This is a genomic window from Mycobacterium nebraskense (assembly GCF_002102255.1).
In the GTDB taxonomy this organism is placed as follows: domain Bacteria; phylum Actinomycetota; class Actinomycetes; order Mycobacteriales; family Mycobacteriaceae; genus Mycobacterium; species Mycobacterium nebraskense.
In genome coordinates, this window is record NZ_LQPH01000057.1 from 1 (window position 1) to 23,171 (window position 23,171).

20 protein-coding genes and 1 riboswitch are annotated in these 23,171 nt (G+C 66.2%); of the genes, 9 read left to right on the top strand and 11 right to left on the bottom strand.

Translation table 11 applies throughout. From position 1 onward, the window contains the following. Window positions 1–159: 159 nt before the first annotated feature. A complete protein-coding gene (locus AWC17_RS05985; protein ID WP_046182169.1) occupies window positions 160–1,524 on the bottom strand; it encodes a flavin monoamine oxidase family protein in 1,365 nt (454 codons plus the stop codon). Between AWC17_RS05985 and AWC17_RS05990 the strand changes: the two genes are divergently transcribed. After that, on the top strand, window positions 1,523–1,819 hold the full coding sequence (locus tag AWC17_RS05990; RefSeq protein WP_046182168.1) for a hypothetical protein: 297 nt from the start codon (window positions 1,523–1,525) through the stop codon (window positions 1,817–1,819). The two genes, AWC17_RS05985 and AWC17_RS05990, sit on opposite strands and share 2 nt — an antisense overlap. On the opposite strand, the gene AWC17_RS05995 is transcribed toward AWC17_RS05990, so the two are convergent. Further along, window positions 1,820–2,032: a hypothetical protein gene (locus tag AWC17_RS05995; RefSeq protein ID WP_046182167.1), complete on the bottom strand. Its 213-nt coding sequence runs from the start codon at window positions 2,030–2,032 to the stop codon at window positions 1,820–1,822. It abuts the gene before it with no gap. Window positions 2,033–2,155: 123 nt separating this feature from the next. On the opposite strand from AWC17_RS05995, the gene AWC17_RS06000 reads away from it, so the two are divergent. Then, window positions 2,156–3,886 (top strand): DUF3556 domain-containing protein, encoded by a 1,731-nt coding sequence (locus tag AWC17_RS06000; RefSeq protein WP_046182166.1) that lies wholly within the window; start codon window positions 2,156–2,158, stop codon window positions 3,884–3,886. A 69-nt stretch (window positions 3,887–3,955) separates the two neighbouring features. On the opposite strand, the gene metE is transcribed toward AWC17_RS06000, so the two are convergent. From metE to AWC17_RS06045, 9 genes are all read right to left on the bottom strand, one after another. Beyond that, complete coding sequence (gene metE, locus AWC17_RS06005; protein WP_046182165.1) at window positions 3,956–6,235, bottom strand: 5-methyltetrahydropteroyltriglutamate--homocysteine S-methyltransferase; 2,280 nt, start codon at window positions 6,233–6,235, stop codon at window positions 3,956–3,958. Window positions 6,236–6,371: 136 nt separating this feature from the next. Continuing rightward, window positions 6,372–6,574, bottom strand: a riboswitch (cobalamin riboswitch). Between the two features lie 66 nt (window positions 6,575–6,640). Further along, window positions 6,641–7,282 (bottom strand): SDR family oxidoreductase, encoded by a 642-nt coding sequence (locus tag AWC17_RS06010; RefSeq protein WP_046182164.1) that lies wholly within the window; start codon window positions 7,280–7,282, stop codon window positions 6,641–6,643. 76 nt (window positions 7,283–7,358) lie between these two features. Further along, complete coding sequence (locus tag AWC17_RS06015; RefSeq protein ID WP_046182173.1) at window positions 7,359–8,201, bottom strand: SDR family oxidoreductase; 843 nt, start codon at window positions 8,199–8,201, stop codon at window positions 7,359–7,361. Between the two features lie 77 nt (window positions 8,202–8,278). Further along, window positions 8,279–9,559, bottom strand: a complete 1,281-nt coding sequence (locus AWC17_RS06020) for a TetR/AcrR family transcriptional regulator (RefSeq protein WP_046182172.1) — start codon at window positions 9,557–9,559, stop codon at window positions 8,279–8,281. 139 nt (window positions 9,560–9,698) lie between these two features. Beyond that, a complete protein-coding gene (locus AWC17_RS06025) occupies window positions 9,699–10,346 on the bottom strand; it encodes a nitroreductase family protein (protein WP_046182163.1) in 648 nt (215 codons plus the stop codon). Further along, window positions 10,346–11,458 carry an acyl-CoA dehydrogenase family protein gene (locus AWC17_RS06030; RefSeq protein ID WP_046182162.1) on the bottom strand — a complete coding sequence of 371 codons (1,113 nt, stop codon included), beginning with the start codon at window positions 11,456–11,458 and terminating at the stop codon, window positions 10,346–10,348. The genes AWC17_RS06025 and AWC17_RS06030 overlap by 1 nt, the downstream gene beginning before the upstream one ends. Next, window positions 11,455–12,600, bottom strand: coding sequence for an acyl-CoA dehydrogenase family protein (locus tag AWC17_RS06035; RefSeq protein ID WP_046182161.1), 1,146 nt, complete (start codon window positions 12,598–12,600; stop codon window positions 11,455–11,457). The genes AWC17_RS06030 and AWC17_RS06035 overlap by 4 nt, the downstream gene beginning before the upstream one ends. A 54-nt stretch (window positions 12,601–12,654) precedes the next feature. Continuing rightward, complete coding sequence (locus tag AWC17_RS06040; protein WP_046182160.1) at window positions 12,655–13,224, bottom strand: nuclear transport factor 2 family protein; 570 nt, start codon at window positions 13,222–13,224, stop codon at window positions 12,655–12,657. 2 nt (window positions 13,225–13,226) lie between these two features. Further along, window positions 13,227–14,207 (bottom strand): SDR family NAD(P)-dependent oxidoreductase, encoded by a 981-nt coding sequence (locus AWC17_RS06045; protein ID WP_046182171.1) that lies wholly within the window; start codon window positions 14,205–14,207, stop codon window positions 13,227–13,229. A 110-nt stretch (window positions 14,208–14,317) separates the two neighbouring features. Between AWC17_RS06045 and AWC17_RS06050 the strand changes: the two genes are divergently transcribed. The 7 genes from AWC17_RS06050 (at window position 14,318) to AWC17_RS06080 (ending at window position 23,151) form a co-directional block, all read left to right on the top strand. Continuing rightward, the gene (locus AWC17_RS06050; RefSeq protein ID WP_372517420.1) at window positions 14,318–16,021 is read left to right on the top strand and encodes a nitric oxide reductase activation protein NorD; all 1,704 of its coding nucleotides are present in this window, start codon (window positions 14,318–14,320) and stop codon (window positions 16,019–16,021) included. A 111-nt stretch (window positions 16,022–16,132) separates the two neighbouring features. Next, the gene (locus AWC17_RS06055; RefSeq protein ID WP_046182158.1) at window positions 16,133–16,975 is read left to right on the top strand and encodes a CbbQ/NirQ/NorQ/GpvN family protein; all 843 of its coding nucleotides are present in this window, start codon (window positions 16,133–16,135) and stop codon (window positions 16,973–16,975) included. A gap of 90 nt (window positions 16,976–17,065) precedes the next feature. Next, a complete protein-coding gene (locus tag AWC17_RS06060) occupies window positions 17,066–18,178 on the top strand; it encodes an ABC transporter substrate-binding protein (protein ID WP_046182157.1) in 1,113 nt (370 codons plus the stop codon). Window positions 18,179–18,191: 13 nt separating this feature from the next. Then, window positions 18,192–19,334 carry a spirocyclase AveC family protein gene (locus AWC17_RS06065; protein WP_046182156.1) on the top strand — a complete coding sequence of 381 codons (1,143 nt, stop codon included), beginning with the start codon at window positions 18,192–18,194 and terminating at the stop codon, window positions 19,332–19,334. After that, a complete protein-coding gene (locus AWC17_RS06070) occupies window positions 19,327–20,328 on the top strand; it encodes an SDR family oxidoreductase (protein WP_046182155.1) in 1,002 nt (333 codons plus the stop codon). The genes AWC17_RS06065 and AWC17_RS06070 overlap by 8 nt, the downstream gene beginning before the upstream one ends. Before the next feature lie 10 nt (window positions 20,329–20,338). Further along, a complete protein-coding gene (locus tag AWC17_RS06075; RefSeq protein ID WP_046182154.1) occupies window positions 20,339–21,553 on the top strand; it encodes a cytochrome P450 in 1,215 nt (404 codons plus the stop codon). A 113-nt stretch (window positions 21,554–21,666) separates the two neighbouring features. Continuing rightward, entirely contained in the window at window positions 21,667–23,151 is a 1,485-nt protein-coding gene (locus AWC17_RS06080) for an aldehyde dehydrogenase family protein (protein WP_046182153.1), read from the top strand. Window positions 23,152–23,171: the final 20 nt, after the last annotated feature.

A 23,171-nucleotide genomic window follows, 5' to 3' on the forward strand; every position in this document is an offset into this window, starting at 1 on the left:
TCCATCCCGCCAACCGGACTCACACCAGCAAAATCCACACCGACCAGCGTAAGTCCACTTAAGCAGATAAGCAGTACGCATGTTCGAATGCTATGCCGACCCACTGACAAGAAAAGCCGCGTCGACACCACTGAAACCAAAGTGGCGCAAGTGGTTTGATCAGGCGACCGCGGCGGTCTCGGCTTCCCGGACTTCGGCCGCGGCGCGCTCGCCGGAGCGGATGGCGCCGTCGATCCACCCGCACATGACGGCCGAGCTTTCGGTCCCGGCCCAGTGGATGCGGCCGCAGGGCGGGCGCAGGGTGTACCCGAATTCGGTCAGCACGCCGGTCGGGGCGTGGCTGATCATCCCGCCGCCGGAGTAGCGCTCGATGGTCCAGTTCTGCTCGTGGTATTCCTGCGGCGTTCTCGCCTTCTCGCCGAATCGGTCGACCAGTTCACCGACGATCGCCGCTTTCCGCTCGGCCTCGTTGAGCTTCGTCAGCCGACGCGCGGCGGGCCCTTCGGTGATGACGCACATGACTCCGGGGTCGCCGGTGTCCGTGCAGGCGTCGATGGTCAGGGTGGCCGGGGATCCCGGTGCGGCCGACTGACCGGACAGCCCGTCGACGCGCCAGAACGGCTCGTCGTAGATGATCGACGTCTTGATGACCGCACCGCTCGGCATGCGCTGGTGCAGAAGAGCCCGGTCCACCGGAAGCATCGGCTCGTAGACGATCGAGGACGCGACCGCCAGCGGGATCGCCACGATGACCCGTCGGGCGCGCACGGTCAGGTCGGCCGCAGTCACCGTCACACCGTCGGCGTCTTGGGCGACCTGCCGGACCGGTTGCGAAAGGTGCACCGCGTCGCCCAGTTCGGTTTTGATGCGGCCGTAGATGGCACCCATCCCCCCGACGGGCCGGGCATCCTGGGCGCCGCCCTTGCCGGAGATGACGAAGGTGGGACCCCCGCCGGACCCCATCTGCGAGAGACACCACAGCAGCGACGTCTCCGACCCCGCCGAGGTGTAGGTGCCGGCCAGCGCCATGTCCAGCATTTCGCGGGCCGCCTTGGACATGGTGTTCTGCTCGATCCATTCCCCCACGCTGATGCGGTCCCACTCGTCGGCCTGTTTGGCGTCCCACGGCGCTTCGCGCGGAAGCGATTTGGCCATTTTCTCTATCGACAGCAAACCGACGCCGAGGTTGGCGACAGCCCACGGGCTCATCGTCCAGGGGATGGTGCCACCGTAGCGATGCTTTTTGCCGTCGACGATCATCATGGCGTCGCCGTCGTTGTGCTGCTTGTACTCGGCCACACCGAACTCGTCCATCATCGCGTAGATCCGGTCCTGGCCCGGGCCGATCCACGCGCCGCCACGATCGATCCACGTTCCGTCGGGACGGTACTCGGTGAAGGTGCGGCCACCGACCCGGTCACGCGCCTCCAGCAAGACCACGGAATGACCCGCTTGCTTCAACCGCAGGGCGGCCGTCAGACCCGCGAATCCCGCGCCGACCACGCAATAATCCACCTCTGACATGGCTGGCTCCTCAACCTATGATCCGCCCCAGCAGCAAACTACACCGATCGCGACATCGGCAGGAGCGGGTTCACGCAGATTTCTGCGCCTGTTCCGGGGCCCGCAGTACCTGCGGAAGTTCACCGAACTCGCCGGCGACGTCGTGGAACCGGCTGAGCGGGAAAGGTTTCTATCCACCGTCGACGCGCTGGCGGATCTGCCCGCAGGTGACCTCGACGCGCTCAATGTGATCGTTGATCCGCGTGCGCTCGAGCGGGCGCCGGTGATCGCGCCGGGAATCTGGTTGGCCGGCTAGCTAGTCCGCGGGCCCGCCGTACTGCCACACCAGGTTGTGGGCGCCGGTCATCGTGGGGTTGCACCACATCGTTCTGTTGTTGGCGTCCTGGGTGGTCGCGTGCAACACCGTGCAGGCATCGCCCGGCGCGGGCGCATCGGCCCGGGCGACTGGCGAGACCGTGGCTGCGGTGGCCAGCGCCGCGGCCGATATCAGGATTCGAAGCTTGCTCATGGTGGACGCCTCCTAGGGGCCGCGCCGATCCGGCTTCACGCTATCCGCCGGCGAAGTCGCAGGCAAAGGGTTCTTGTCCGGCTTGAGTCCCGCGCGCCTAGAACACGTTCTAATCTGACCACCATGGGATTTCTGAAGCCCGAGCTGCCGCAGCTCGACATGGCCGAGTGGAACAAGGGCACCCGTAGCGAGAAGATCCGCCCGATGGCCAAGCATTGGGCCGAGGTGGGCTTCGGCACGCCGGTTGCGTTGCACCTGTTCTACGTGGTCAAAATCCTGCTCTACATCCTTGGCGCGTGGCTGTTCGCCTCGGCCACCAAGGGACTCGGCGGGTTCACCCACGTCGCGTCGTGGTGGTCGGAGCCGATCGCGTTCGAGAAGGTCGTGCTCTACACGATGCTGTTCGAGGTGGTCGGGCTGGGTTGCGGCTTCGGGCCGCTGAACAACCGGTTCTTCCCGCCCATGGGCTCGATCCTGTACTGGATGCGGTTCGGCACCATCCGGCTGCCACCGTGGCCGGACCGGGTCCCGCTGACCAAGGGCACCAAGCGCAAGCCGATCGACGTCGCGCTGTACGCGCTGTTCCTGCTGGTGACGTTGAGCGCGCTGTTCTCCGACGGCACCGGACCGATACCCGAGCTGGGTACGACGGTCGGATTGCTGCCCACCTGGAAGATCGTGCTCATCCTGCTACTGCTCGGCGTGCTCGGGCTGCGCGACAAGGTGATCTTCCTGGCCGCCCGGGGCGAGGTTTATGCGACGATGGCGGTGACTTTCCTCTTCGGTGGGGTGGACGTGATCGTCGCGTCGAAGGTGGTGTTCCTGGTCATCTGGATGGGCGCTGCGACGTCGAAGCTCAACAAGCACTTCCCCTTCGTGATCTCCACGATGATGTCCAACAACCCGCTGGTGCGGCCCCGATGGTTGAAGCGGCAGTTCTTCGAAAAGTTCCCGGACGATCTGCGGCCCGGGCGGCTGTCGCGATGGCTGGCGCACCTGAGCACCGCCATCGAGATGTTGGTGCCGCTGCCGTTGTTCTTCTGCCACAGCGGCTGGCCCATCACGGTGGCCGCCATCGTGATGGTCTGCTTCCACCTGGGAATCCTCGTGTCGATTCCCATGGGTGTGCCGCTGGAGTGGAACGTCTTCATGATCTTCGGTGTGCTGTCGTTGTTCGTCGCGCACGCCCGCCTGGGGCTGCGCGACCTGAGACACCCGGTCGTGGTGGCGATATTTTTCGTCGTCATCGCGGGAATCGTTGTGCTGGGCAACATGTTTCCGCGCAAGATCTCGTTTTTGCCCGGGATGCGGTACTACGCCGGAAACTGGGACACCACACTGTGGTGCATCAAGCCGTCGGCCACCGACAAGATCACCCGGGGCATCGTGGCGATCGCGAGCATGCCGCAGGCTCAGCTGGAGCGGTTCTACGGCAGCCCGGAGGCCGCGCAAATCCCCCTCTACATGGGATATGCGTTCCGCGGGTTCAACACTCACGGCCGCGCGCTGTTCACGCTGGCGCACCGCGCGATGGCGGGCCAGAACGAGGACGACTACGTCCTCACCGACGGCGAGCGCATCTGCAGCACCGCCATCGGCTGGAACTTCGGCGACGGCCACATGCACAACGAGCAGCTGATCGCAGCGCTGCAGGAGCGCTGCCACTTCGAGCCGGGCGAGGTGCGAGTCGTCCTGCTCGACGCGCAACCAATCCACAAGCAAACCCAGGCCTATCGGCTGGTGGACGCGGCGACGGGCGAGTTCGAGCGCGGCATCGTCCGGGTCGCGGACATGGTCACCCGGCAACCGTGGGCCGACGACGTCCCCGTCGAGGTGCTGTCCGACTCGGAATAGGTTCGCGAGCGTAACCACACTGCGAAATAAGCGCGCGAAAAATCGCAGTGGGGTTACGCTCGCGGAACGCTAAGCGCCCGAACGCACTTCCTGCGCCGCGGCGACCATGTTCCTCAGCGACGCGGTCACCTCGTCGGCGTTGCGGGTCTTCAGCCCGCAGTCGGGATTGACCCAGAGCCGTTCCGCCGGAACCGCTCTCAGCGCCGCGCGCAACGACTCGGCCATCTCGCCGGTACTCGGCACCCTCGGGGAGTGGATGTCGTAGACGCCCGGGCCGACGCTGTTGGAGAAGCCGATCGAGTTGAGGTCGTCCAACACCTCCATGTGTGACCGTGCCGCCTCGATGGACGTCACATCGGCATCCAGGTCGGCGATGGCCCCGATCACCTCACCGAACTCCGAATAGCACAGGTGGGTATGGATCTGCGTGGAGTCGGCGACACCGGAGGTGGCCAGCCGGAAAGACCCTACGGCCCAACGCAAGTAGTCCTCTTGATCGGCGCGACGCAGCGGCAGCAGCTCCCGCAGCGCCGGTTCGTCGACCTGGATGATGGCGATGCCGGCGGATTGCAGGTCCACGGTTTCGTCTCGGATGGCCAGCGCCACCTGGTTGGCGGTGTCGGCAAGTGGCTGATCGTCGCGGACGAACGACCAGGCCAGGATCGTGACCGGACCGGTGAGCATGCCCTTCACCGGCTTGTCGGTCAACGACTGCGCGTACTTGATCCACTCGACGGTCATCGGGTGGTTGCGAATCACGTCGCCGTACAGGATCGGCGGCCGCACGCAGCGGCTGCCGTACGACTGCACCCAGCCGTTCTGCGTCGCGAAGAAGCCCTCCAGCTGCTCGGCGAAGTACTGCACCATGTCGTTGCGCTCGGGCTCGCCGTGCACCAGCACGTCGAGCCCCAGCTCCTCCTGCAGCTTGATGACGTCGGCGATCTCCTTCTTCATCCGCTTCTCGTACTCCGCCTGGTCGATCTCGCCGGCCCGCAGCGCGGCGCGCGCCTTGCGGATCGCGGAGGTCTGCGGGTAGGAGCCGATGGTGGTCGTCGGCAGCGGCGGCAGGTGCAGCCGCTCGTCCTGGCTGGCGCGGCGCCCCGCCGCGTCACCACGGTGGGTGCCCGACGCGACGATCGAGTCGATGCGGCCGCGCACCCGATCGTTGTGCAGCCGCGGATCGCTCTTGCGGGAGGCCACCGCGGCATTGGACGCCGCGATCTCGTCGGCGACCGCATCGCGTCCGTCGCGCAGTGCGCGCGCGAGCGTGACCACCTCGGCGACCTTCTCCTGCCCGAACGCCAGCCAGCTGCGCAGCGCGTCGTCCAGATCGGTTTCCGGTTCCAGCGAGTACGGCACGTGCATCGTGGAGCACGAGGTCGAAACCGCCACCGTGGCAGCGGAACCCAACAGGGTGGTCAGTTTGCCGAGCGCCGCCTCCAGGTCGGTGCGCCAGACGTTGCGTCCGTCGACGACGCCGGCCACCAGCGTCTTGCTGGACAACTCCGGTATGCCCGCCACTGCCGTGTCGGCGCCGTAGACCAGGTCGACGCCGATCGCCTCGACCGGCGTGCGGGCCAGCCCGGCCAGGGAGGCACCGGGGTCACCGAAATAGGTTGCGACGTAGATGGCGGGGCGATTGCTCACCTTGCCCAGCGCGTTGTATACGGCCTCGGCCAAGGCCGGGGCATCGGGGGAGATGTCGGTCACCAGCGCCGGCTCGTCGAACTGCACCCACTGCGCGCCCCCAGAAGAACTGTCGGCGAGCAAGGACAACAGCTCCGAGTAGATCGGCACCAGCTCCTCGAGCCGCTCGATGGGAGCGCCCGAGCCCTTGACCGCCTTGCTCAACAGCAGGAAGGTGATCGGCCCGATGACGACCGGGCGGGCCGGAATCCCTTGCCCAAGAGCCTCTTTCAGTTCGGAAAGCACCTTGTCGGGGTTGAGTGAGAACCTGGTCGCGGGCTCGATCTCGGGAACCAGGTAGTGATAGTTCGTGTCGAACCACTTGGTCATCTCCAGCGGCGCGACGTCGGGATTGCCGCGCGCGGCGGCGAAGTAGCGGTCCAGATCGTCGGCGACCTGTGCTGCCCGGGCCGGCAGGGCGCCGAGCATCACCGCCGTATCCAGCATCTGGTCGTAGTAGGAGAAGGTGTTCACCGGAACCGAGTCCAGGCCGGCGGCGGCGAGGCCGGCCCACGTGTCGCGGCGCAGCGTGGCGGCAACGGATTCCAGCTCCGATCGGCTGGTTCGTCCGGCCCAGTAGCCCTCGGAGGCGCGTTTGAGTTCGCGTTTCGGCCCGATTCGGGGGGAGCCGGTAACAGTGGCGGTAAATGGTTGAGCGGTCACGGTCTGGTCCTATCCATCAGCGGGGTGGTCACCGCCGGAGGACGCGCAGCCGATCCGCCGCGGTATGCACCTTGCGCATAACCGCAACGCGTTCAGCCAAACGCCCATTCCACGAGGCGATGAGCCGCCGGACGCGGCGCGCCCGGCACAGCTGGCAGGTCTTCGGACTCGCAGGCGCGCACTCCGGTGGTGCTCCTATTGGCCGTCGCTTCCCAGTCTCGGTTCTTGCTAAGACCAGTGCTTGGTTGACGGCGGTCGTTCCTGCATACCGCTGCGGGACAGTCCCGGGCTCTCACCGGGTTCCCTCTCGCAAAGCGTTACTAACATGCCTCGCTCGATGCCGGCGTCGCGTGGTGCGGCGACGGCAGACCAGCTGCGTAGCGGAGTTTACTCCGGTCTTCCGGGTCAGCTTGCCAGCACTTCGGCGATGGGAGTCTCGCCGTTGTTGAAGTCGATCGTTCGGCCGACGGTCGAGTCGTCCGCCAGCGCGGCGGCCACCACGAGCGCGACGTCGGCCCGGGAGACTTCTCCTTTGCCCCGCCCCAGCGCGATGTGGCCGGTGGCCGGCTCGAGGGTAAGGCGGCCCGGGCCCAGCACGGTCCAATCAAGACCGCTCGCGCGCAGATGGGCGTCGGCGGCCGCCTTCGCCTCCGCGTAGGCAAAGAACGAATCGTCCTGCGGTACACCGTGATCGGGTCCCGCGCCGAAGTAGGAGACCATCACGAACCGCTTGACGCCGGCCCGCGCGGCGGCATCGATCACCCGAATCGCGGCGTCGCGGTCGACGGCGTAGGTGCGCGCCGGGTTGCCGCCGCCCGCTCCCGCCGAGAAGACCACCGCGTCGTGCCCGGCCAGCAGGCCGGCCAGGGCCTCGGTGTCGAGCCGCTCGATGTCGGCGACCACCGGTTGGGCACTGGTGGCCGCGACGTCGTCGGAGTGGTCGGGGTTGCGGAAGACCGAGCACACCTCGTCGCCGCGTTCGGTCAGGATGCGGGCCAGCTGCAGCGCGACCTTGCCGTGGCCGCCGATGACGATGATCCGTGCCATGCCACCGACGTTACCGGCGTCAGGGTTTGATGGTGGCGACCCGCTTCGCCCGGCTACGCCGCGCTCGCGATCGCCACTAGAGTTTGACGCGCCCCATGATGATGTCGATGATCGGCTTGCCCGGCGGATAGGCGTTGGTGAGCGAGGCCATCGTGTGCCCGTAGTCCACCAGCAGCGTGATCCCGCTGATGCCGAAGGCGGCGGCGCTGTTGAGGAACGCCATCACGTCACCCATCTGCTCCGGGGTGTGCACCTTCGAACCGGTCTCTTCGCGGTAGTCCTGCGCGAAGGTGAGCCAGAGGTCGGCGTTGGCCTGGGCCAGCGGGGTGTCGGTGGGGCCCGGGCAGATGGCGTTGATCCGGATTCCCTTCTTCAACAGCGGGTAGCCCTGGGTTGCGACGTAGGCGTTGACGACCTTCTTGGAAAAGCCGTAGTGGATGATGCCTTCCGATTCGTGCGCCTTGACCCATTCTTGCGCCGACGCGAAGTCCGGCGTGGCGAGGAACTCTGTCAGCAGCTCCAGGTCATTCTCCCAACCCATGCCTGCGACCGACGAGATGAAGCAGATCGCGGAGCCCGAGGGAAGCAGGTTCTTCTCGAGGAGGCGGTCGATGAGATGGCGGTGGCCGATGAAGTTGATCGCCATCAGGTCGGTGGTTCCGTCGGCGATGCCGGCGGCCGAGAACAGGGCGTGGATCGGACCGTCCAGCTGCTCGAGCGCCGAGTCGATCGATGCGGGGTCGCGCAGGTCCACCTGGATGGACTTGGCGACGTCGTAGTTCACCGGCGCGTAGTCCATCACGATCACTTCGGCGCCGAGCTCGGCCGCCGACTTGGCCGCCGCTGCGCCCATGCCGGTGGCGCCACCAACGACGAGAGCCCGCTTGCCGTCGTAGCGCAACCGATCGACAATAGTCATGGAAATCCCCTTCTCGCTCACTGCCAACCCGGTTCTAATTGCCCAACTGTATGGGTAACAGTTATTTGGTTCAACACCTACCCCGCGCGAACCGCGACACCACGCAAAACCGTGTCACGGACGTGCACCAGCGCCGCGCGTTTACCCACCTCGGCAAGGATGTTCTCCGGTATCCACTGCAGGCCGATGACGCATCGTGCCAGCGTCGCGGTGGACGCGCCGTCAACGCTGATCTCCCCCGACCGGATGCCCTCGGAAAGAAGCGTTTTCATCTGCCGAAGGCGTGTCGCATACAACCAGCCGGGGTTGGGCGTGTCCGGCGGCGATTGACGCATCCAGGCGAGCTGAATCCTGAACTCGTCGGAAAACCGATCGAGCGCATTGACGTTGACCCAGCTCAGTGCGTCCAGCTTCTCGATGGGCGTGGCATCCGAGCGCAGCACGCTGACCCAGCCCGCCTCAACCTTTCTGCCGAAAGATTCCATGATCGACGCGAGAAGCTCGTCCTTTGATCCGATCACCCGATAGACGGTTCCGGTGCCGAGGCCGGCCGCCGAAGCGATGTCCCTGATGGTGGTGGCCTCGTAGCCCTTGCGGCCGAACTCCGTTCGCGCCACCGCACGGACGTGGGCCGCTTTGTCGCTGGGGTCGGCGTCGCTGTCGTCCGACCAGGTCTCGATGACGTCCCTGGCGGCAGCGAAGGCCTTGGACCGGTCGAGCGCCGAATCGGTGGGCGGGCGGGTTGCCAGTCCCTGCAACATGATTCGGCAGAGCAGCGCCGCCACCTGGTCGGCGGGGGATTTGTGGCGCATGACGTCAAGGCCAACCTGCAGCATGGTCTGGCAGATGCGGTCGGCCAACGTGGGCAGATCGATGTCGGGTTTGATGTAGCCGCTCCACCTGCCTGCGCGCAGCGTTTGCAGCATCGCCGCCTGAATCGCCAGGGGTCGCTGCTGCGTCAGCTTCATCAACTCCGGATCCGTGCTCGGCCCCTCGTAGAACGACATCTGCAGTGCGGCTCGATGCCGCACGGCGCAGTCCGCGATCGCCGAGCCCAGCTCGACAATCTGCTCGGGAACCGGGCGGGGGTCGGCTTTGTCCAACTTCGCTTGCGCGGCTTGACCGATCCGATCCAGATCGTCCTGATAGCGGCGGATCAACTCGATGAGGATCGCCTCTTTGGACTCGAAATGGTGATAGAGGCTGCCGGGCAGGATGCCCGCCGCGTCGGCGATCTCCTGCAAAGAGGTCCGTAATCCCGACTGTGCGATCAACGAGGCCGCGGTGGTAAGGATTTCGGTTCGGCGCGTACCCAAATCAGCTGGGGCGCCGGCTCGCAATGACTCCGCTCTCGGCATGATCAGCGGCGCGCACATCCGGACGACTGCGGACTGGCAAGCATACGCATTCGTCCCTCTCGCCGAACCAAATCTTTGTTAGAGGCTATCAGACCGGGCGCCACGAATGCGCTGCGTAGCAGCGGTGATCGAGTCCATTCTAGAGCGCGGGCCCGTCCCAATGGTCGCGCGCGACCACCTCGCCGACGCGCCGCCGACGGGCGGGCCGGAACGTGTGCCCGGCACGAAGCCGGCCGACCGGGAGCAGACAGCCCTGGACGTAGGTTTCGGGAATCCCGAGCAGCCGCCGCACCTCCTGCTCGCGATGCAGGTGCAGGGTGGTGATGCAGGTCCCGTACCCCCGGGTGTGCAGCGCCAGCTGAAAGTTCCAGACCGCAGGGAAGATCGAGCCGTACAGCGTGGCCTGATGAAACGATTCGTCCCCCTCGATGCGCGGCAGGTAGGGCTGATAGCAAGGGATTACCAGCAGCGGCACCTTGGCCATGTTCTCGACCAGCCACTCCGTCGACGACATGATCCGGCCTTCCGGCGTTCCGGCCGGCACGAAGTCGGCGATCATCTGGCCACCGACCCGCAGCAGGTAGGCCGCGCGGTACAGCTGGGCGATCTCGTTGCGCAATGACGGGTCGGTGACCACCAGCCAGCGCCAGGACTGCTGATTGGAGCCGTTGGCCGCCTGCAAGCCGATGCGCAGACACTCCCGAATGTCTTCCATGTCGACCGGCACATCCAGGTCGAGCGTCTTGCGCGCCGAGCGGGTGGCGGTGAGGAGATACTCGACGTCCATCACGGTTTGCCTCTCTTGGCAAGGCGCGCACCGACTTCGGTGAGGTACTTGTCGGGACCACCGAGAAACGCGCTCCAGCTCAGCAGGCGCTTGAGATACAGGTGTGCGTCGTGCTCCCAGGTGTAGCCGATTCCGCCGAACACCTGGATGGCCGTGTCGCCCACGGTGGCCAGCCGCCCGGCGAACGCCTTCGCCCGCAGCGCGGCCAGGTGCCGCTCGTCAGGGTCGGCGTTGTCAGCCGCCCACAGCGCGTGGATCACGCCGCTGCGCGCCAACTCGACGGTCTCGAACATGTCAACGCACAGATGCTGGACCGCCTGGAACGAGCCGATCGGCTGACCGAATTGCGTTCTGGTTTTGGCATATTCGATGGCGAGATCCATGACTGCGCGCGCGGCGCCGAGAGCGTCGGCGGCGGTTGCGATCAGCACGTCGTCAATCACCGCCGTGACGTTTTCCGAAGACGCCGCGGCCAGCCGTTGCGCGGGCGTTGCTTCGAACCTGATACCGAACTGCTTGCGGGTCTGGTCGATACCACGCTCGGGCGCGACCGCAACGCCCGCCGAGTCGGTACGCACCGCGAAAAGCCCGAGGCCGTCGTCATCCTCGGCGAGCGCCAATAGGACGTCCGCGGCGGCGGCGTCGGGCACCGCGGCGATCTCGCCCCGCAGTACGACGCTGCCGGAATCCAAGCCCTGGCGGCTCGCGGGTGCCAATGCGTTTTCGGCGTCCAGGAAGCAGATGGTGGCGACCGTGGTGCCATCGGCGATGCCGCTCAACAGCCCTGCCGCATTATCGGTCGCGCCGAGCCGCGTCAACGCCCGCGTGGCGGCGACCGCGGTCGACAACCACGGCCCCGGATGCAGGGCGGCGCCCAGCTCTTCGGCCACGATGCCGGCCTCGACCATCGTCATGCCGGCACCGCCGTTTTCCTCCGGTACCAGCAGGCCTGTGGTCCCGAGATCGGCAAGGCCAAGCCACACCGGTTCATTGGTGCCGATCGGGTCGTCGAGCAGGGGACGAACGTGATCCGAGATCGGGGCCTTTTCGGCCAGAAAGCGCCGGGTGGTGTCGCGCAGCGCAACCTGCTCGTCGGTGAGTTCGAGGTTCATTTGCGCGGCAACCCGAGTACCCGCTGCGCGGTGATGTTCTTGTTGATCTGGCTCGTGCCGCCCGCGATGGTCAGCGAGCGCGACGTCAGACGGTAGTTCGCCCACGGCGCATCGGCGCCGCGGGTGCCCAGCACGTCAAATGCCAGGGCGGCCATGTCCTGCCCGATCTCGCCCCACACCGTCTTGGCGAGGCTGGCCGAGCCAAATGCGTCACCGCCGTGCAGCGTCGCCGAGATCGACCGCTGGCAAAGCACTTCGAGATACTTGATGCGGAGTGCGATTTCGCCGAGGCGGCGCAGCGTCACGGGGTCTTCGAGCGCGTCGGTGTACGCGGCGATGTCGTCGACCAGTTCTTCCAGCCGCACCTGCATTTCGGCGTACAGCCGTGCCGCCCCGGCGCGCTCGTGGCTGAGTGTGGTGGTGGCCACCTGCCAGCCCGCATTCAGCGGTCCGAGCAACGCGTCCGCCGGGACCCGGACATCGTGAAAGAACACCTCGGCGAAGTCGGCGTCGCCGTTGAGCGTCACCAGCGGTCGAACTTCGATGCCGGGCAGCGTCATGTCGACGATCAGGCACGAGATGCCCTTGTGCTTGGGTGCGTCGGGATCGGTGCGCACGTACAGCTGGCACCAGTCCGCCCGATGCCCGAGCGAAGTCCAGATCTTTTGCCCGTTGACGACGAAGTCGTCACCATCACGCACCGCGCGGGTGCGCAGTGCCGCGAGGTCGGACCCCGCTTCGGGTTCCGACATTCCCTGGCACCAGATGTCGTCTGCGCGCATCATGCGGGGGAGCAGCGTGAGCTTCTGGGGCTCGGTTCCGTATTGCATGATCGCCGGCGCGATGTTGTTCAGCCCAATGACGTTGAGCGGCATGGGGGCTCGAGCGCGGGTGGTTTCCTCGGTGTAGACCAGTTGCTCGAGAACCGTCGCGCTGCGGCCGCCGTACTCGCGAGGCCATGAGACCGCGGCCCAGCCGGCGTCGGCCATTGTCGCGCTCCATGCGCGCAGCATCTCGATTGCGGCGTCGTCACGTCCGGCGGGCCGCCGGGCGGCCACCAGCTCGTCGGTCAGGTTCGCCGACAGCCAGTCGCGCAGCTCGATGCGGAACTGTTCCACTTCCGCCGGGTATGAAAAGTCCACGGTTCTCTGTCTTTAGCGTCTTTGGCCCTTAGAATCTGCGACCAAAGCCGGACTTTACGGTTGAGCAGATAGTTGGTCAACAACGTCGGCAGCCACGCGCGACGCCGATAGCGGCCGGTCGTATGAGGGGTCCGTCGCGTCGTGGCGGGGCGTGCGCGTCCCCGGGACCATGGCAAGGGCTTCCTCGGTGAGCAGCGATTGCGATTCGTTGATGAACTCCACCAGACAGACGCGATCGACGATCGCCCAACGCCCGTCGCGCCGCTCCAGACGATCCACATAGCGACCGCCCGAGATGGTCATGTGGTCCGCCGGCTCCCGGTCGGTCCCGATGAACAGGTAGTAGGTCTCGGCGTGGGCTTCGTCGCCGTCGATGTCGGCGGTGTGGTTCAGCAGGTAGTGCTGGTATCGCGTCTGACTGCCGTGATAGGCGAGCGCCCAGTCGATGAAATCGTCGACCTCGCCGACGAATCCGACGTGGTCGTCCACGGCGCCGTCATGGTAGGCCGACCGAAGGAGTGCGCGATCTTGCCGGTCGATTCCCCGCGCGTAGCGCTGCATGCACTCGTAGATCTCCGCGCGATCAGTGAGGCGCTTGACCTGGTCTCGCAGCTCGTCGTCCACGATCAACTCCCGTTGCTGTGGGGTTCGGGGAAGGCGACATCCGCGTTGCCCGGCATCGCGCTGACGCCGCGTCGCTCACACACTTCCAGTACCTCGTCCACGATCGAGGTGGGCACGATGAACTTCTCCGTCGACGAAATCTCCTCGAGATGCGCCTGGATGTCTTCGGCCGTCGGTTGGCTCTCGGCGTCCGCGAGCCACCCCTCGCCGAGGCCGACGAACACCCGCGCGTAGCGGCCGGCGGCGGCCGAATAGTTGCGGTGGGTGAACGTGCAGGCGCTGCTGGCGAGGAAGGTCACCAACGGGACGACGAGCTCCGGCCTGATCGCTTGCATGAAGCCGGATTCGGCGAGGAACTTCTCGTCGCCGACGGTCTCGGTGACCATCCTCGAGAAGCCGGTCGGCATAACGGAATTGGCGATGATACCGTGCGCCTCGCCTTCGATCGCGATCACGTTCGTCAATCCGACCAGGCCGGCCTTCGCCGCGGCGTAGTGCGCCTCCATCGGCTGGCCGAAGATCCCGGCGGAGGACGAGATGAACACGAACCTGCCGCCCCCGTTGTTCTTCATCACGCGATATGCGGGCTGAGCGAGATGGAAGCCGCCGTCGAGATGTACGCGCAGCATTCGAGTCCAGTCGTCATGCGAGAGGTCTTCGAAGGGCACACTGCCGAAGATCCCCGCGTTGCTGATGACCGCGTCCAGACGCCCGAACGCGCTCACGGCCGTGTCGATGATCGCCTGCCCGCCCGCGGGATTGTCGACCGAATCGTAGGAGGCGATGGCAGTGCCGCCGTCCTTCTTGATCTCGTCGACGACGTCATCGGCGACCCCGGAGTCCCTGCCCTCGCCGCGCATCGAGCCGCCGACGTCGTTGACCACCACCGCGGCGCCCCTACGCGCCAGGTCCAGCGCGTACAACCGCCCGAGTCCGCGGCCGGCGCCGGTGACCACTGCGACCTGGCCGGTGAAATCAATCACCATGTGCTCCTTGTCTAAGTACGTCGTCGTCTCGATTGACTGCGGTGGCACCGGACTTTACGGTGGAACAGATATTTGGTCAACGAAGTTCAACGGTTCGGAGAATGAGCGTGTCCACCGACGTTCGTGGTGGCTGGTTGCCGGGCCTCGGCATGCTCGCCTCCGCACTCGCGGGCCGGGCCGTGGCGGTGGCCGAGCTGCGACCGGGCGAACCGTCGTGGACCGACGGCCAGACGATTCACGTCGATGCCGGGGCGGGCGCCCGCGGGCAGCTCGAAGCCGTTGCCGTGCAGGCCTCGATGATCGCGGCCGGCAGCCTGGATCCGGACGTCATGCGCCCCCTGCTCCGCCACCCTCGGCTGGCCAAACGCTATCTGGCGATGGAGGGCCACCGCGCACTGATCGCCAATGGCCACCTGCTGCCGGGTGTTCTGGCATCCCTGGGCGACCGCGACACCGCGCGGCGCAGCGATTCGCCCGCCGCTTCGCTGCGGATCGCCGAGGAGCGGGCGGCGGTCGACGACCCGGCACCGGAATTCGGCGTCATCCGTGCGGCGAAGGTATTGGCCGCGTCTGACCGGGCGACCGAACAACGGGAAGGTGAAAAAACCGGGCATGTCCCGAGGAGCCTTCGAAATAAGGAGGGCGCGACTGAACTGGACGAACTCGATGACGGCGAGATCGACGATTCCGACGATCCCGACATGTTCACCAGCCCGGTGGGTGGCGGCGGTTTCATCGGCAAGTGGTTGAAGAAGATGCTGTCTTCGGCGCGCAAGACCGGCAGCGGCGGTGGACCGCCCGGCGCGGACAGCCCGACGCATCGGACGAACTCCGCCAGGCGTGGGTTGTACGCGGTTACGTCGCTGGCCGCCACGTCGAGCGAGGACGGCGAAGACCAGCTGGCGGCCACGGACGGCTTCACGTATCCGGAATGGGACGTCACGCGCAAGAAGTACCGGCCTGCGTGGTGCACCGTGCGCGAGGTCGAGCCGGAGATCAAGCCATCGGCGACGCATGCGATCGAAGCCGCCATCAGCGTGCGGCGCCCGCTGTCCCGGCTAGGGATGGGCCTGCACCGCCGCCGCCGGCAGCCGCAGGGTGACGACATCGACATCGACGCGGCCGTCGAGGCTCGCGTCGAGGTGCTCGCGGGGTCGGTGCCCGACGAGGCGGTGTACCTAGACAGCCTGCGACGCAGGCGAGACTTGTCGGTGCTGCTGCTGCTCGATGTGTCGGGGTCGGCGGCAGAGCCCGGCACCGTCGGCCGGACGGTGCACGAGCAACAGCGCACGGCCGTCGCCAACCTCACGGTCGCGCTCCACGACCTGGGTGACCGGGTCGCGCTCTACGCCTATTACTCGCAGGGCAGGGGGGCGGTGAGCATGGTGCCTGTCAAGCGATTCGACGATCATCTCGACACACGAGTCATGAAGCGGCTCAACAGCCTTGAACCAGGTGCCTACTCCCGCCTCGGCGCGGCCATCCGGCACGGCTCGGCGGTGTTGGAGGCGCGCGGGGGCACGTCGCGGCGGCTGCTGGTGGTGCTGTCCGACGGACTCGCATACGACCACGGATACGAGCGGGCCTACGGCGCCGCCGACGCGCGCCACGCCTTGGCCGAGGCCCGACTTCGCGGCACCGGGTGCGTGTGCCTGACCATCGGCGCGGGGACCGACGTGCAATCGCTGCGCCGGGTATTCGGCAGCGCCGCGCACGCCACGATCGCGCGCCCGGATCAACTCGCCGGCGTGATCGGGCCGCTGTTCCGGTCCGCGCTGCGCTCGGCCGAGGTGCGCCGCAGGGTGTCATGAAGGGAGCAGCTGATGTGCACGTCCCGAGCCTAAACGCGCTCGTCAGGGAACTTGAAACAAACATCTGTTCCGGGATAGGCTCCTTTCACCGTGGGTAGCAGAAGGGAAGCTATGACCAACGAGTCCGGGCTTGCGTACCGGAACGGCGCGATCTCCGGGGTCGAGGGGGCGCGTCCCTACTACAAGGCGATCGGCGGCGAGGAAGCCGTTTTCAAGGCGGCGTACCGCCAGGGTCTGGCACTCGTCCTGAAGGGGCCGACGGGTTGCGGCAAGACCCGGTTCGTCGAGGCGATGGCCCACGATCTCGGCCGGCCGCTGATCACCGTCGCCTGCCATGACGACCTCACCACCGCGGATCTCGTCGGCCGGTATCTGCTGCAGGGCGACGAGACCGTGTGGGTGGACGGCCCGCTGACGCGGGCGGTGCGCGAAGGGGCGATCTGCTACCTCGACGAAGTGGTGGAAGCGCGGCAGGACACCACCGTGGTGCTGCATCCGCTCGCGGATTACCGGCGGCAGCTGCCGATCGAGCGTCTCGGTGTCACGCTGGATGCGGCGCCCGGATTCGGCCTTGTGGTGTCCTACAACCCCGGTTACCAAAGCGTACTGAAGGACCTCAAGGATTCCACCCGGCAGCGGATGGTCGCCATCGAATTCGATTTCCCCGCAGCCGATGTCGAAGAGGGGATCGTCGCACACGAGGCCGGCGTTGACGGTGCCACCGCCGCGGAGTTGGTGCGTTTCGGGCAAGCGATCCGCCGGCTGGAAACCGGCGGGCTGCGTGAGGTCGCGTCGACCCGTTTGCTGATCGCGGCGGGCAGGCTTGTCACAGAAGGGCTGACCATGCGCGAGGCGGCTCGGGCCGCGATCGCGGGACCGCTCACCGACGACGTGGCGGTGGGCAGGGGCCTGTGCGAGATGATCGAAATTTACCTGGGCGGGGCGGGCGAATGATTGACGCTGTATACGGCCGCCGCTAGGGTCTGAACAAATATTAGGTTTGTCATGTATCGGCGCGCGTGAGTTTGTCACTCGGGAGGTCAGATGTCCTACGAAAGCAGTGCTGAGCCGATCAAGGTCGGCTACCTGATGGACTTCACGCTGCCGCCGGGGTTCCCCGAGGAGATGAAGGCCGACTTCACGCGGTGCTTCGACCTGATATTCGAGGAGGCCGCCGAAATCGGGTCGATGGACCGGCCCGTCCAGATGGTGTACCGCGAAGTGGAGGGGCTGCCGAAGGGATCGGTCAAGGCCGTGATCGACGCGTTCGGTGAGCTGGTGGACGAGGGCTGCCTGGTGGTGTTCGGGCCGCACATCACCGACAACTGCGTGCCGACTCGCGAGGCGATCGAAGAGCGGTTCAAGGTACCGGCGATCAGCGTCACCGGCACCGACGACTGGTTGGGCGAATGGACGTTCTCCTTCCCGCAGGGCTCGATGACCGACGAGCCGATCTTCATCGCCGACCTCGTCGCCAAACGCGGACTCTCCGAAGTCGGAGTCCTCGTGGAGCAGAACCTGATCGGCGAGAGCTACCTGAAGAACCTACGAAGCGCCTGCCGCCGCAAGGGCATTCGCATCGTCGCGGAAGCGGTCATCGCGCAGACCGCGCAAGACATAAATGACGCCGTCCGCACGCTGCACGAAGCCAAGGCCGAGGCGATCGTGCACCTGGGCTTCGGCTTCGGCATTGTCTTCATCAACCCCGCCTTGGAAGCCGTCAACTGGGACCCACCGCGATTCACCACCACGGCATTCCAAAACGCTTGGGTGAACCCGATCATGTGGAATGCGTTCATGGGCTGGGTCGGGGTCGACCAGTACGACGAGGAGAATCGGCTCGGCCAGGAGTTCCTCGACCGGTACGCGCAGAAGTATGACGGCAGGCGCCCCGAGTATTGCGTGCCGGTGGTCAACCACGATGTCGCCGCGACGCTTGTCCGCGCATTCACCGACGCACACCCACTCAGCCCGCGCGGGGTCAAAGAGGCATTGGAGCGGGTGAAGATGATGCCCGCCGCCTCGGGGGCACCCGGCACCCGGGTTTCCTTCGGCAAGTGGACGCGGCGGGCCTGGATGGGCGCCGGCTATCTGGTGGCACGGACGCTCGATGCCGACGGCACCAACTCGCATCTGGTCGATCGCTTCGGAGAGTGAGGCTGAGGAAGACATGAGCACTGACCAATCCACACCGCCTGCGGCGCAGGAAAAACCGGCAAGACCGCACGCAGGCGAAAAGCGCGGCTGGGGCGGCTGGATCGCCGGCGCTGCCCTCGCCGCGTTCGCGCTCTTCTTCATCGCGAACTGCCGCGTGGCCCTCGACCCGCGCGTCGCCAACCCGAATGTGCAAGGCCGTCCGCGCCCGGTCAAGTTCATCTTTGGCTTGGACTACATCACGTTCCTGCACATTTCCACCGTCATCATGCTGCTCGTCTTGCTGGTGGTGTTCATCAGGGGCTGGCGCCGCAACCCGGGCAGCCCGGTGATGCTGATGTTCCTGTGCACCACGCTGATCGTGTGGCAGGACCCGATCATGAACTGGGCCCCGTTCGCGGTCTACAACCCTGACCTCATCCACTGGCCGGAGTCCTGGCCGCTGGTGTCGCTGTCGCCGACCGTCGAGCCGTTCGTCGTATTCGGTTATGTGATGTTTTATTTCGGGCCTTATTTCCCGGCGGTCTGGATCCTGCGCAAGCTGCAGGCCAAGTACGGGCCGACCGCGTTCGTGTCGCGGCACCCGCTGGTCAGCCTGGGCCTGCTGGCTTGTGCGATCGGCTTCGTGTTCGATGCGTGGCTGGAGATCCAGCTCGTCCACATGGGCATGTACATCTACTCCCAGGTGATTCCGTGGGGCTCGGTGTTCACCGGCACGACGTTCCAGTTCCCGCTGATCTGGGAGTCGTTCTCGGTGACCTTCGTGATGGTCCCCGCGGCGATACTCTGCTACCGCGACGACACGGGTAAATCGGTGGCGGAGAAGCTGGCCGCGAAGGCCAAGATCTTCCCGGCGCGTCCGGTGCTCGGCACGTTCCTGGTGATGTTCGCGATCATCAACGTGTCCTACTTCGCCTACGGGGCGTGGTTCTGGGCCATCAAGGTCAGTCACGCGGCTACCTCGGTCGCCTGCCCGTGGCCCTATCCGGAAGCCAAAGTCTATGACCCGCAGGGGTTTTACGAGAAGGCCGGCGCGCAGGGTCCGTACTCGGTCGGCATCTGGTCGACCTGGGCGAGCGGGGAGCCCAACGGGCGGCCCCACGTCGACCCGCCGCCGCCGGGTGAAGGCGCATGCGCGACCGCGAGCAAGAATGGCTGAGCCGCGCGCAGTCGTCATCACCGGCGCGTCCCGCGGACTGGGATTCGCCTCGGCTGTGCGCCTCTATGGCGAAGGGTGGCGCGTGGTCGCGGCCATGCGCACACCCGATCGCGGGATGCCGCTGCTACGCGAGGCGACTGGGGCGGTCGAAAACGATGGCAGGCTGATCGGCGTCCAACTCGACCTCCTGGACCCAGCGTCGATCTCGTCCGCGGCCAAGGCGATCGAGGAAGCAGTCGGCGCGCCGTTCGCGCTGGTGCACAACGCCGGGATCTCCGCCGCCGGAATGGTGGAGGAGACCGATATGGCGCTGTGGCAGAACATGTTCGCCACCAGTGTCATCGGCCCGGTCGAACTCACCAAAGCGTTGTTGCCGTCGATGCGGGCGGCGGGTGAGGGGCGCATCGTGCTGGTCTCCAGTGCAAACGGCGTGCGCGGTCAGCCGGGTACCGCGCCGTACTCGGCGGCCAAGGGTGCGTTGGAGCGGTGGGGTGAGTCCATGGCCGGCGAGATCGCGCCGTTCGGTCTTGGCGTCACCGTTTTGGTGACCGGAATGTACGACACCGAGATCATCACCGATGCCGGTACCACCGATGATCGCATTTTCGATGGTCCCTATGCCCGGATACACAACACCATGAACACCCGGGGGCGGTTCGCGATTCGCTTCGCTCGTCCTCCCGAAAGGTTCACCGACGGATTGGTCAAGGCGCTGCAGGACACCGGCTCATTTCGGCGCCGAGGTGTCGGGCTGGACGCGTCGATGCTGTTGGCGTCCAGTCGAATTCTTCCGTCGATAGGGATGCATCATCTGTCTCGGATCGCGTTGGGCATACCCAAGCAGGGGGCGATGCGGGGCGGGGCATGGCCGTTGACGACGGGTCAAAAGGCGATGGTGTTCGCCACACGCGTTCTTCCGCAGCCGGTGCTGCAACGCCTGGCTTCGCTGGCGGCGAAGCGTCGCAAGGCGCCAAGAGGTAATGAAGGGGACTGAGGGGAAAACAATGGAACAACTATTCGACGACCTGGAAGACTTCGGCGCGTTCGACGATGCGGTCTCCGGCGACGTGCGCGACCCGTACACGGAACTGGCGCGGCTGCGCCGCGAGGAGCCCATTCAGCGCCTGGACGTCTCCGGGATGCCGCATGAGGAATCCAAGCCGGTCTTCATCGTCTACCGTCACGAGGAAGTCCAGCAGATGCTGCGTGACAACGAGACGTTTTCGTCGGCGGCCGTCATCGCAGCGTTCGGCCCGGTGCTGGGGGAGCGGGTCATGCTGGGCATGGACGAACCGGTGCACGGCAGGCTGCGGTCGCTGGTGTCAAAGGCGTTCTCCCAGAAAGCTTTGGCGCGCTGGGAGGACGAGCTGGTCGGCCGGGTGGGCAACAGCCTGATCGACAAGTTCGCGGCGAACGGTAAGGCCGACCTGGTCAAGGAATTCACCTTCGACTATCCGAGTCAGATCATCGCGGGCCTGCTTGGCTTGCCTGAGGAGGACTATCCCCAGTTCCAACGGTGGTCCATCTCGTTGCTGAGCTGGATCCTGAATCCCGAACGCGGTCTTGCCGCGTCGGCCGCGCTGTGTGATTACTTCGCGCCGATCCTGCAGGCGCGCCGCGCCGAACCCAAGGATGATCTGATCAGCGCGCTGGCGGAGGCGGAGATCGACGGGGAGAAGCTCGCCGACGAGGAGATCTACTCGTTCCTGCGCCTACTGCTGCCCGCCGGGGTGGAGACGACGTACCGGTCGCTGGGCAGCCTGCTGCTCGCCCTGCTGTCCAACCCCGCGCAATTGGATGCCATCCGCGCGGACCGGTCGCTGCTGCCGCAGGCCATCGAGGAGGGTGTGCGGTGGGAACCACCGCTGCTGACCATCACCCGGGTGGCCACCCGCGACACCGAACTCGGCGGGGTGCCGATACCGGCCGGCTCGACGGTGATGCCGATGCTGGGCTCCGCCAACCGGCAGGAAGATCGCTACCCGGACCCCGACACGTTCGACATCTTCCGGCAAGCCAAGGCAAATCTTGGCTGGGGACACGGCGTGCACGTCTGCCTCGGCATGCACCTGGCGCGGCTGGAAATGCGCACCGCCATCAACCTTTTGCTCGACCGGCTGCCCAACTTGCGGCTGGACCCCGACGCCGACGACCCGCACATCCGCGGGCAGGTCTTCCGTTCGCCGACCTCGGTGCCGGTGCTGTTCGACCCGCAATAGCCAGCCCCGCGAAGGTTGCAGCTTGCCAATCGGCTAGTTTCCGGTAAGGCTCTCCGTAGGGTAATCAGCGCCCTGCGGGACGCCCCGCCACGAGTTAGAAGAGAGTGACAGATATGACTGAGGCTGTAAAGGTCCGCTTCGAGCCGAAGATGATGATCGACGGCAAGCTCGTCGACGGGCGAGCCGGCACCTTCACGAACATCAACCCGGCGACCGAGGAGCCGCTCGGCGAGGTCGCCGACGCGTCCAAGGAGGACATGCACCGGGCCATCGACGCCGCCCGGCGTGCCTTCGACGAGAGCGACTGGTCGACCAACCGGGAGCTGCGTAAGCGCTGCCTGTTGCAGCTGCACGAGGCGATCGAATCGGAGAAGGAAGAGCTGCGCGAGGAGCTCATCCTCGAGGTCGGCTCCCCGCGGGCCATCACCTACGGACCCCAGCTGGACGCCCCACTGGAAGATGGGTTGAGGTACCCGGCCAGGCTGATCGACGAGTACGCCTGGGAAACCGACCTCGGCGACAAGGTGATCAGCCTGACCGGCACGCTGACCACCCGCAAAGTCTGGCGCGAGCCGGTGGGTGTGGTCGGCGCGATCGTGCCGTGGAACTTCCCGTTCGAGGTCACCCTCAACAAGCTCGGCCAGGCGCTGGGCACCGGCAACACCGTGGTGCTCAAGCCGGCGCCGAACACCCCGTTCAACGCGACCCGCCTGGGCCGGTTGATCGCCGAGAAGACCGACATTCCGGCGGGCGTCGTGAACGTCGTCACCGCGTCGGATCACTTTGTGGGCGAAGAGCTCACGCTCTCGCCCAAGGTCGACCTGATCTCGTTCACCGGGTCGACGGTGGTGGGGCAGCGCATCATGGAAAAGGGCGCGGCCACCATGAAGCGGCTGTTCCTGGAACTCGGCGGCAAGTCGGCCACCATCGTTCTCGAGGACGCCGACTTCGGGATGGCTTGCGCGATCGGCATCGCGCCGTGCATGCACGCCGGGCAGGGCTGCGCGAATCCCACCCGGATGCTGTTGCCGCGGTCCCGCTACGACGAGGGCGTGGAGATCCTCAAGGGCATCTACGAAAACGTGACGTGCGGTGACCCGCAAGACCCGGGAACGCTTTGCGGTCCGGTGATCTCGGAGGTACAGCGCGACCGCGTGATGGGCTACATCCGGAAGGGCGTCGAAGAGGGCGCTACCGCGCTGGTCGGCGGACCGGACGCGCCCACCGGCTTCGACAAGGGATTCTATGTCAGGCCAACGCTTTTCACCGACGTCGACAACTCGATGACGATCGCCCAGGAGGAAATCTTCGGCCCGGTGCTGGCCGTCATCCCGTTCGACGACGAGGAGGACGCGATCCGGATCGCCAACGACAGCAAGTACGGACTGGCGGGCAACGTGATGTCGGGCTCGCTGGAGCGTTCGCTGGCGGTGGCCCGCCGGATCCGGGCCGGCTTCATGGGCGTCAACGGCGGCGCGCCGTACGGCGCCGACACCCCGTTCGGCGGATACAAGTACAGCGGGGTGGGACGCCAGAACGGTGTCGCCGGGTTCGACCAGTACACCGAGATCAAATCGGTCGCGTATCCCGCCGTTTAGGGGTTTACCACTTCGACGAG

Bases quoted from the DNA above. Each gene is read 5' to 3' on its own strand.
- AWC17_RS06080 (WP_046182153.1), top strand. From the start codon at position 21,667: ATGACTGAGGCTGTAAAGGTCCGCTTCGAGCCGAAGATGATGATCGAC.
- AWC17_RS06020 (WP_046182172.1), bottom strand. From the start codon at position 9,559: ATGCCGAGAGCGGAGTCATTGCGAGCCGGCGCCCCAGCTGATTTGGGT.
- AWC17_RS05995 (WP_046182167.1), bottom strand. From the start codon at position 2,032: ATGAGCAAGCTTCGAATCCTGATATCGGCCGCGGCGCTGGCCACCGCA.
- AWC17_RS06015 (WP_046182173.1), bottom strand. From the start codon at position 8,201: ATGACTATTGTCGATCGGTTGCGCTACGACGGCAAGCGGGCTCTCGTC.
- AWC17_RS05985 (WP_046182169.1), bottom strand. From the start codon at position 1,524: ATGTCAGAGGTGGATTATTGCGTGGTCGGCGCGGGATTCGCGGGTCTG.
- AWC17_RS06000 (WP_046182166.1), top strand. From the start codon at position 2,156: ATGGGATTTCTGAAGCCCGAGCTGCCGCAGCTCGACATGGCCGAGTGG.
- AWC17_RS05990 (WP_046182168.1), top strand. From the start codon at position 1,523: ATGGCTGGCTCCTCAACCTATGATCCGCCCCAGCAGCAAACTACACCG.
- AWC17_RS06025 (WP_046182163.1), bottom strand. From the start codon at position 10,346: ATGGACGTCGAGTATCTCCTCACCGCCACCCGCTCGGCGCGCAAGACG.
- AWC17_RS06010 (WP_046182164.1), bottom strand. From the start codon at position 7,282: ATGGCACGGATCATCGTCATCGGCGGCCACGGCAAGGTCGCGCTGCAG.
- AWC17_RS06060 (WP_046182157.1), top strand. From the start codon at position 17,066: ATGTCCTACGAAAGCAGTGCTGAGCCGATCAAGGTCGGCTACCTGATG.
- AWC17_RS06070 (WP_046182155.1), top strand. From the start codon at position 19,327: ATGGCTGAGCCGCGCGCAGTCGTCATCACCGGCGCGTCCCGCGGACTG.
- AWC17_RS06065 (WP_046182156.1), top strand. From the start codon at position 18,192: ATGAGCACTGACCAATCCACACCGCCTGCGGCGCAGGAAAAACCGGCA.
- AWC17_RS06055 (WP_046182158.1), top strand. From the start codon at position 16,133: ATGACCAACGAGTCCGGGCTTGCGTACCGGAACGGCGCGATCTCCGGG.
- AWC17_RS06075 (WP_046182154.1), top strand. From the start codon at position 20,339: ATGGAACAACTATTCGACGACCTGGAAGACTTCGGCGCGTTCGACGAT.
- AWC17_RS06030 (WP_046182162.1), bottom strand. From the start codon at position 11,458: ATGAACCTCGAACTCACCGACGAGCAGGTTGCGCTGCGCGACACCACC.